Below are 8678 nucleotides of genomic sequence, written 5' to 3' on the forward strand. Positions count from 1 at the left end.
AAGACATGCATGCCGATATCGAAGAGCAGGAAGACCACGCCGAGCTCGGCCAGCAAATGCGTGCCGCCACTCTCATGGATCAGGTTCAGCATGCCCGGACCGATCAGAATTCCCGCGAGGAGGTAGCCAACGATGGGGCTGAGATTGAGCGCCCGGGACACCAGGGCGGCTGCCGCGCCGAACCCCAACAGGGTGATTGCGGGAACGAGCGCGCCCACGGCGTCGGCAGGGCTCATTTCAGCGGCCATGGGGGAGCTCTTTCTTCTGGGTGGAGTCGAACTCCCAACTTAAGGAGGATTGCGCAAAAATAAAGGCCGCCAGCTCTCGAGGGAACCGGCGGCCTTCACCAGACTGCACGCGAAGGAGGGCAATGTCTCGCGCACAGTTTGTGAAGAATATCCGAGCGCTAGAGGCTCTTTGCGAGAGTCAGGACAATGCGCTCGTCGGCGATGTCCGTACCGTCGATGTCGGTATCCCAGTAACGCAGGTCCACATCGATGCCGATTGGCAGCGAGTAGGTGCCACCAAGCGACCAGTTGGTGTAGTCGCCGCCACCATCGAAGGAGTAGTTGCCGACGGATACGTCAGCTGCGAAAGCGTCGGTGAAGGCATACCCCGCAGAGCCTTCAACATAGACGCTCTCATTGTCTGGATCCCAGTAGACGGCGCCGCCTACTTCAACTCCGCCTTCGAAAGCATAACCCAGAGCGGCCTGCAGTTCGACGAAGTCGAGGTCTTCATCATCCGAGTCCGGATAGGAATAATAGATGACGCCGAGATCCCAGGAGACGCCGTTCGAGAATTCGCTGGCGACGCCGGCGTAGAGGTCGAGCTCTACATTGGAGTCAGAACCGTCTTCGAAGTCGATATTCGATGCCCATGTACCCGCATAGAATATACCGTTCGCATAGTCGAAGCCGCCGGAGATGGCCATGTCCTCATTGGACTGGGAGACGCCACGCCAGACATAGTCTGTGCTGAGAGCGACGTTACCGGACCATTCTCCCTCGGCAGCTGCCGTGCCAGCCACTGCCAGCATTGCTGCAAGTGCTACCCCTGCGCGGAAAAGCTGTTGTTTCATGTTTTAGTACCCCGTTGTTGAATCGCGCTGTTGCCAGCGCCAAAACCACGATGACGCGGCTTTATCCGGGATCAGAAACAAAAATATGGAGGTTGCGGGACGGCAACCGGAACGCCAGAATTTTGTGCACGCAGGCGCGACAATGCCTTAGGCTTGTGCGCTCTGGTTTTGGTCACCGTGCGGTCAACGGCGCGTACCCAAGATGTGTGCCAGCATCGACCAAAAGCGTCTCTCCCGTCACGTGTCGAGAGGCATCAGTCAGGAAGAAAAGGGCCGAATCTGCAATATCGTCGGGCCCGCTGGCCACGTTGAGCGGTGTCGCGGCCGCAACGGAGGCTTCCATGCGCTGATACTGCTCTTCATCCATCTTGTCCTTGAACCAGCGCGTGCCGATAAAGCCCGGACAAATCGCATTCACCCGAATCTCCGGGGCCAGTGCGCGGGCCAGCGACAGGGTCATCGTGTTGAGTGCGCCCTTGGTCGCCGCATAGGCCACCGATGAGCCGATACCCGTAACACCCGCGATGGAGGATGTGTTCAGCACAGCAGCGGCGCGACCAGTTTGACGGTGACTTTCAATGAGCAGGGGTTTGCAGGCCTGCATCATCAGAAAGGGACCGGCGACATTGACTGCGTAGAGGTCCAGGAAGTCTTCGCGGGTCAGGGCGTCCAGATCGGAATGGTCGCGCGCGTGTTTGGTCGTGCCGGCATTGTTGACGAGAATGTCCAGCCGCCCGGCCTGGGCCGCAGCCTCGGCCAGTTTACGACAGCCTTCATCCGTCGACACGTCAGCCTGAACAAGGCGCGACTGCGAACCGAGCGCCTGACAGTCCGCTGCGGTCGCTTCGCCCTCCGCGACGGATCTGGCGCAATTGATGATCACATCAGCGCCGCGCTCGGCAAGTTTCAAGGCGATTGACCGTCCCAATCCTGTGGCTGAACCGGTTACGATCGCCTTGCGCCCGGCGAGGTCTTTTGGCTGTGTCATCGCGTTTTCTCCCGTAATTTTCATATGTGTCTGGGCTGGAATGTACGGGGCGTTGAACAATGGTGGCAACAGGTTTCACCGAATTGGTCAAGAAAGCTGAAACCCGTCATTGGTACCCGTCGCTGCCTATACCGGAGACAGCAACCCATGGTCAGGTCGGCCAGTATCATTCAGCGCATTCAGGCCGTCTCGCGACGATCACGCGAGGATATGCGGCAGGTCGCGCAGGAAATGTGCTCACGCGGGCCGCAATCTGATGCCGAGGCTCAGGCTCTGTTCGACTTCAATGCGCGAATGAGGGGAGCGGACCCTGACTGGGACAGCCGGTTTGTCCGGGTGATGGCGCGTTATGTGCTTGCCCGCGATGCCGCCAATGGGGCGTTGACGCCAGCCAATCTCGATTGGCTACAGGAGCGGGTCGCGATCGGGGACAGGCTGCGCAACCGCAATCTGGCAGGCCTGTTCATGCGGCTGCTGCGCAAAGCCAGCGGGACGCCCGATGGGTTCGGTTTGATTGTGTTATCCCATTTATGCGACCAGATGATCCTGGATAATCAGGCAGATGCAACATCCGTGGGGAACGTCGCTGAAACGCTTCTGCTTTCGGGCCCGGAGCATGCGCCCTGGGTCAGCCGGGCTGAGGCAGCGATTCTCTTCCACACACAGGAGAGCATAGAGGGCAGCGAGAACGACCCGTCGTGGAACTTCCTGTTTGCACGGGCCATCGGGAACCATTTGGTCGCCCGCGCGCATCCCAATCCCCACACGGAACGCCATGCGCTCAACCGCAAGCATTGGCTTGACCCGAACGATCCCAATCCCGGCAAGTTTGTCGGGTGTCTTGCGCTGGGATTCGACAAGGGAAGCTGGTTCGAGCAAATGGGTAGGGAAGCGGAAAGGGCGAGCCTGGCCCGCCGAACTGCCAGCCTCGCCGCGAAATCAAAGCCTGCCCAGCCGCCACCTCGTACTGGCTGGTGGCGCAAGAGCCCGCCACCGAACCCGGTCACCACGGCGAGCAATACCCTGGTTGACTTCCTCAACCGTGAAGCGCCAGGTTTGCTGGCCGGATTGGTCGTCGCGGCACGCTAAAACGGAGGATTTCGCCATGCTCTTGCTCAATCTGATTGTGGCGGGAGCGCTGGTGGCGATTACGTTTGCCATCCACTTCGCGGGACTGGTGGCCCTGTCTGCGGTGATCCGCAAGCGGGACGTGCCGCACGTGAACCTGTCGACCGTGGTCGGGCAGGGGCTCGCCATCTTCTTTGTCCTGCTCAGCCTGTTTGCCATCCATTCGATCGAGATCTGGGTGTTCACGCTGACCTATCTGGCGCTGGGTACGTTTCCGGATGTCGAAACAGCCGTCTATTTTTCTACCTCGACCTTTTCCACAGTGGGATATGGCGATGTGCTGATCGACAAGGACTGGCGCATGCTGGCGGCAGCAGAATCCGTCATTGGTTTCCTGCTGCTCGGCTGGTCGACGGCATTCCTTGTCTCGATTTCTGCTCGGGTGCGCAACTTCGAGGCGCGCATCGAGCAGTTGGATGACAAGGACTAGGCCGGTTCCACGTCCTGCTTCATGAAGAAGCGCGCCCCGGCTACGGCCAGGCCCACCAGAACCAGTCCGCCAATCACCAGCGTTTCCGGTTTCGCGCCGAGATACTCGAAATATTGCGTGTAGCCATGGATCGTCAGGAACACGATTGAGGTTATCGACAGGAAGCTGTTCCGGCGTGACGTAAAGATCATGGCGACGAGCGCGCCAATCCAGCCCAAGGTGAAGACATGGTCGGGGATGGCAATGGCAGCTTCACGCCATTCCGACCGGTCCGACCAGCGCTGCGGCGCAAACCAGTGTTCGCCAATCCGGTCACCCCAGAGCGAACCCACCCAAAAGGCAAAATTTACCATGAACATGGCCGTGCGTGCTGCGACGGTGACCAGATTGTTCCATGCGTCTGACAGGGTATTGCGGGCACGATAGAGACCCAGGGCGAGCAGGCCGAAGACAAGGATCGTGATGGTCGGTTCTTCGACGAACAGGGCGTAGCTGGCATGCCAGTAGCCTGTGCCAGAACCAAGAATGGCACCGAGGGACAAGACTGCAAACGCTGCCAGAAGTGCCGAACGGAACCACAGCGCTGCCGCGGTCATGACCAGTGCGATCAGTACGGTGGGCACCGTGCCATCATCCACTTCCCGGAATTCCCATCCGATCCAGCCTGCCACGCCAAGTGTACCCATAAGCGTTAGCGCCATGCCGAGGGTTTTCAGGGAATTTCCACGTGCGCTGCGGCGCAGGAATTCCGCGCCGCCCAACGCGACAAGTGCCAGAACGAGACCGGTTATGGCGTTCGGCACAAGTGCGATCGTGCCGCCGGCGACCGAGATGGCTCCGAAAATCAGCAGAATGTTTATCAGCACACCATTCCTGCGATCAGGCAGGGCGAAACCCTGCAAGCGCGCGGCTTCGGAGGAGTCGATCTGGCCATTGGCCAGCAGGGCATCGAGGTCGAGTATGATCCGGGACATGAGAACTATCTCCATAAGTAGTGAGCGCTTGCTAACATATCTGCGGCATCGTGGCAACCGACTTCCCCTATGGGAATTGTGGACATCGGCTTTCGGGCGGCTTAGTGCAGTCGCTGAAAGACTTTACATTGGATCGAGGCAGCATGTTCAAAAAGATTCTGATCGCCAACCGGGGGGAAATTGCAGTTCGGGTCATCAAGACCTGTCGACGGCTGGGCGTACAGACAGTGGTGGTCTATTCAGACGCCGATGCGGATTCCATGGCCATCGAGATGGCCGACGAGACTGTCTATATTGGTGCGTCACCTGCGTCAGAATCTTATCTGGTTGCCGACAAGATCATTGATGCGGTTCGCCAGACCGGTGCAGAGGCGATCCATCCTGGCTTCGGTTTCCTGTCCGAAAACCCTGTGTTCGCCAAACGGCTTGAAGAAGAGGGGATCGGTTGGATCGGCCCGAACGCCTACGCCATTGAAGCGATGGGCGACAAGATCAGCTCCAAGAAGCTGGCTGCCGAGGCCGGCGTGTCGACCGTGCCAGGCCATATGGGTCTGATCGAAGACACCAAGGAAGCGGTGAAGATTTCCAAGGAAATCGGTTATCCGGTCATGATCAAGGCGTCCGCGGGCGGGGGCGGCAAGGGCATCCGGGTTGCGGCCAATGACAAGGAAGTCGAAGAGGGCTTCCCGGCCGTGAAGGCCGAGGCGAAAGCGTCCTTCGGGGACGACCGTGTCTTTATCGAGAAGTTCATTCTTGAGCCGCGCCATATCGAGATCCAGGTGCTTGGCGACAAGCATGGCAATTGTATCTACCTCGTTGAGCGCGAATGCTCGATCCAGCGCCGCAATCAGAAAGTCATCGAGGAAGCGCCATCGCCGCTGCTCGACCCGGAAACCCGCAAGAAGATGGGCGAACAAGCCGTGGCCCTGGCCAAGGCCGTGAACTATGACAGCGCCGGCACCGTGGAATTCGTGGCGTCTGGCGCCGACAAGGGCTTCTACTTCCTTGAAATGAACACGCGTCTCCAAGTGGAGCATCCGGTGACCGAAATGATCACCGGTGTTGATCTGGTCGAACAGATGCTGCGGGTCGCTTATGGTGAGACGCTGAAGCTCAAACAGTCCGATATCAAGATCAATGGCTGGGCCGTGGAAAGCCGCGTCTATGCCGAAGACCCGTATCGCAACTTCCTGCCATCGATTGGTCGCCTGAAGCGTTTCCACGCGCCATCCGAAGGCGCGCTGGCTGGCGGTGAGGTGCGTATGGATTCCGGCGTCCGCGAGGGCGACGAAATCTCCATGTATTATGACCCGATGATCGCCAAGCTGATCACGCACGGCAAGGATCGCGACACCGCGCTCGACGTGCATGGCGAGGCGCTGGACCGGTTCCATATTGAAGGCATCCAGGACAACATGCCCTTCATCGCGGCCGTCATCGACGAAGAGCGGTTCCGCTCTGGCAATATCACGACCGCTTATATCAAGGACGAATTCCCGGACGGCTTTGACGGCGTGGAGCCGACCGAAGCGCAGGAAATCCAGCTGATCTGTTCTGCGGCCTATGTGCACGGCTTCTTCTCGCGCCGCGCCGCCGATACGAGCGGCCGCATGTCGCCGACGCCGGATGCGCGCCGCGACTGGATTGTCATTCTGGGCGACAAGCATCACCCCGTCACATTGGACCTCGGCGAAGATGGCGAAGCCGAGATCACCATCAATGGGGGCAAGACGCACACGCTGGTCACCGGTTGGTATCCGGGCCAGCATCTGGTCGAAGGCCTGCTGGATGGGCAGCCCTTTGCCGTGAAGTTTGCTGACCGGACCGAAGGCTATCTGTTTCGTCATCGCGGCGTTGCCCTGCGCGCGCTGGTCTGCACGCCGAACGTAGCCGATTTGCACGCTCGCCTGCCGGAAAAGGAAAAGCCGGATACGTCCAAGCTGATCATTTCCCCCATGCCGGGCCTTGTCGTTTCGATGGATGTCGAACTTGGACAGGAAGTGCAGGAAGGCGAAGCGGTCTGCGTGGTCGAGGCGATGAAGATGCAGAACATCATCCGCGCCGAAGCCAATGGCACTGTGAAGGCCATCAATGTCGGCGCTGGCGACAGTGTGGCCGCCGACGAGATCATGGTGGAGTTCGGCTAAGGTCGGCTCACGCCTGAACTATTAACCCTGCTCTAACCAAATCGACGCGGAATCCTGCCTTGTGGGGCAGGGGGAGATTAACGAGTCATCCCTTGACCTTGCCGCTGATGCACCGAAAGTGCACCGGCCTTTCATGGTGAAAGCAATTCAAAGGGGGCCGAGATGGTCAGTTTTCCAGATGCAGTAAAAATGTTCTTTTCCCGCTATGTGGATTTTCAGGGTCGCTCACGCCGCTCGGAATACTGGTGGGTCGTACTCTTCAATTTGATCGTGTTCGGGGTCTTGGCGGCCCTCGCATTCGGCCTCGGCGGCAATTTCGAAACCGGTGAAATGAATCCGATCGGCATGATCTTCTTCGCGCTGATGGGTTTGTATGGCCTTGCCGTGATCATTCCGAGCATCGCACTCTTCATCCGCCGTCTTCACGATATCAACCAGACTGGCTGGATTTATCTCGGTCTCGTGATTGCCGGCTTCATCCCATTCATCAATTTCCTGGCATCGATTGCCCAGATTGTAATTGCCTGTATCCCCGGAACGGTTGGCCCGAACAAGTATGGCCCAGACCCGAAAAATCCGATGGCTGGTACCGCAGACACGTTCGTTTAGGCGCTGTCGCAGCAATCGAAATCCAGAGGAGCCGGACAGTCGTCCGGCTCTTTTTTGTTGCAAGAGTTTATCGTTTATTGATAAGGACGCGTAGTGTTCGACATGGCCCTGCCGTGTGAGGACCCGGATCGAGGAGACAGAAATCCTATGGACATGAGATATGTCCTCTTGTCGTCAAAAGGCCGTATCGGGTCGCGCACATTCCTGCGCGGTCTGACAGTGATCACGGCCGCCTTCATGATCGTGCAAGTGGCAAACACGTTCATCTCGCCCATATTCGGTATTCTCGTTTATCCGATGGTCTATGTGTATGTCTGCCTGTTCTCCAAGCGACTGCACGATGCTGGCCATTCGGGCTGGTTCTATCTCCTGTTCCTGGCTGGCTACGGGATTGTGGGCAGCATCGTGAGCGCTCTGTTGATGCCCATCCTGTCACCGGTCGCGTTCGAGATGTATGCCCAATTCGGGAGCGACCTGTCCGGCGCGATGGATGCGTTGACTGAGAACATTCAGGAATTCGAGCGCCTGACCGCCCTGACCTCGCTAGCCAGCTTCCTGCTGACGACCGCATTGCTCGGCTTCATCGCCGCGCGCCTGCCTACCGATCTGGAAACGAACCGGTATGGCCCGCCGACATCCGGCACCCCAACGTCCAACACCTATTCCTGACCACTCCAGAGGACCCTGCCGGCATGACCCATCACACAATGACCCCCATCGATGCGCATCGCCCCTGGATCAGGGATGAGCGGGACGACCCGGCCCGGATGGACTGGTTTCAGACCCTGTTCAACCCGATGGGCATGACCGGAAAGCTGCATTTCAGCCGGGCGTGGACCTTCATGTTCATGGGGCGGGTGCTGCTATTCATCGTGCCGGTCTTTGTTGCCTTCATTGCCGGTCTTGCGGGCGCCGACATGTCAGGCGCGTGGCAGCCGGTCAAATCAGTCGGCATTCCACTACCAGCGCTGTTGTTGCCGTTCTTCTTCTTCACGATCATCACGGAGTTCACATCATGGGTGGCGCATGTGCGCCGGTTTGCGGAAGCGAACCGCTCGACGCTGAAGGCCGCCATCGTGCTCGTCCCACTCTTCCTTGGCTTGCTCGGATTTGCCGGAGGTGTGGTGTCAGGATCTGCGCAGTATCAGGCCCAGCAGGCAAAGGCGGCTCAGGCAGAGACTGTCGCCGCAGAGGGCGGGGAGGCGGCAGAGACAGATGCTGCGGCACCGCAGGAAGCGCGTGGCCCGCGCCGTCCGGATGGACCGCCACCGACAGAGATGCAGATGGCAATGGGCGGCGGCATGGGCCTGGCCATGCCGCT

At 59.1% G+C, this 8678-nt stretch carries 10 protein-coding genes; 6 read left to right on the forward strand and 4 right to left on the reverse strand.

The window, feature by feature from the left end:
- The 3 genes from B4F73_RS03660 to B4F73_RS03670 form a co-directional block, all read right to left on the reverse strand.
- The coding region (locus B4F73_RS03660) for a cation:proton antiporter (RefSeq protein WP_290482529.1) at nt 1-248 on the reverse strand (248 nt) is incomplete at its 3' end.
- A 158-nt stretch (nt 249-406) separates the two neighbouring features.
- Entirely contained in the window at nt 407-1081 is a 675-nt protein-coding gene (locus B4F73_RS03665) for a TorF family putative porin (protein WP_034816626.1), read from the reverse strand.
- Nucleotides 1082-1253: 172 nt separating this feature from the next.
- Entirely contained in the window at nt 1254-2069 is an 816-nt protein-coding gene (locus tag B4F73_RS03670) for an SDR family NAD(P)-dependent oxidoreductase (RefSeq protein WP_206992260.1), read from the reverse strand.
- Nucleotides 2070-2216: 147 nt separating this feature from the next.
- Here B4F73_RS03670 and B4F73_RS03675 point away from each other — a divergent pair, with 147 nt between their 5' ends.
- The gene (locus tag B4F73_RS03675; RefSeq protein WP_290478622.1) at nt 2217-3158 is read left to right on the forward strand and encodes a hypothetical protein; all 942 of its coding nucleotides are present in this window, start codon (nt 2217-2219) and stop codon (nt 3156-3158) included.
- Between the two features lie 16 nt (nt 3159-3174).
- A complete protein-coding gene (locus B4F73_RS03680; RefSeq protein ID WP_206992262.1) occupies nt 3175-3627 on the forward strand; it encodes an ion channel in 453 nt (150 codons plus the stop codon).
- Here B4F73_RS03680 and B4F73_RS03685 read toward each other — a convergent pair.
- Complete coding sequence (locus B4F73_RS03685; RefSeq protein WP_290482530.1) at nt 3624-4601, reverse strand: hypothetical protein; 978 nt, start codon at nt 4599-4601, stop codon at nt 3624-3626. The two genes, B4F73_RS03680 and B4F73_RS03685, sit on opposite strands and share 4 nt — an antisense overlap.
- 143 nt (nt 4602-4744) lie before the next feature.
- Here B4F73_RS03685 and B4F73_RS03690 point away from each other — a divergent pair, with 143 nt between their 5' ends.
- The 4 genes from B4F73_RS03690 to B4F73_RS03705 form a co-directional block, all read left to right on the forward strand.
- Nucleotides 4745-6748 carry an acetyl-CoA carboxylase biotin carboxylase subunit gene (locus tag B4F73_RS03690; protein ID WP_290482531.1) on the forward strand — a complete coding sequence of 668 codons (2004 nt, stop codon included), beginning with the start codon at nt 4745-4747 and terminating at the stop codon, nt 6746-6748.
- Between the two features lie 162 nt (nt 6749-6910).
- The gene (locus B4F73_RS03695) at nt 6911-7357 is read left to right on the forward strand and encodes a DUF805 domain-containing protein (protein ID WP_034816639.1); all 447 of its coding nucleotides are present in this window, start codon (nt 6911-6913) and stop codon (nt 7355-7357) included.
- Between the two features lie 147 nt (nt 7358-7504).
- On the forward strand, nt 7505-8026 hold the full coding sequence (locus B4F73_RS03700) for a DUF805 domain-containing protein (protein WP_290482532.1): 522 nt from the start codon (nt 7505-7507) through the stop codon (nt 8024-8026).
- 23 nt (nt 8027-8049) lie between these two features.
- The coding region (locus B4F73_RS03705) for a hypothetical protein (RefSeq protein WP_290481685.1) at nt 8050-8678 on the forward strand (629 nt) is incomplete at its 3' end.

This window comes from Hyphomonas sp. UBA3601 (genome assembly GCF_002375605.1).
Classification (GTDB): Bacteria; Pseudomonadota; Alphaproteobacteria; order Caulobacterales; family Hyphomonadaceae; genus Hyphomonas.

What these genes read in the sequence shown, in the direction of transcription:
- B4F73_RS03700 (WP_290482532.1), top strand. Translation starts at nt 7,505, where the DNA reads ATGGACATGAGATATGTCCTCTTGTCGTCAAAAGGCCGTATCGGGTCG.
- B4F73_RS03685 (WP_290482530.1), bottom strand. Translation starts at nt 4,601, where the DNA reads ATGTCCCGGATCATACTCGACCTCGATGCCCTGCTGGCCAATGGCCAG.
- B4F73_RS03675 (WP_290478622.1), top strand. Translation starts at nt 2,217, where the DNA reads ATGGTCAGGTCGGCCAGTATCATTCAGCGCATTCAGGCCGTCTCGCGA.
- B4F73_RS03680 (WP_206992262.1), top strand. Translation starts at nt 3,175, where the DNA reads ATGCTCTTGCTCAATCTGATTGTGGCGGGAGCGCTGGTGGCGATTACG.
- B4F73_RS03695 (WP_034816639.1), top strand. Translation starts at nt 6,911, where the DNA reads ATGGTCAGTTTTCCAGATGCAGTAAAAATGTTCTTTTCCCGCTATGTG.
- B4F73_RS03665 (WP_034816626.1), bottom strand. Translation starts at nt 1,081, where the DNA reads ATGAAACAACAGCTTTTCCGCGCAGGGGTAGCACTTGCAGCAATGCTG.
- B4F73_RS03670 (WP_206992260.1), bottom strand. Translation starts at nt 2,069, where the DNA reads ATGACACAGCCAAAAGACCTCGCCGGGCGCAAGGCGATCGTAACCGGT.
- B4F73_RS03690 (WP_290482531.1), top strand. Translation starts at nt 4,745, where the DNA reads ATGTTCAAAAAGATTCTGATCGCCAACCGGGGGGAAATTGCAGTTCGG.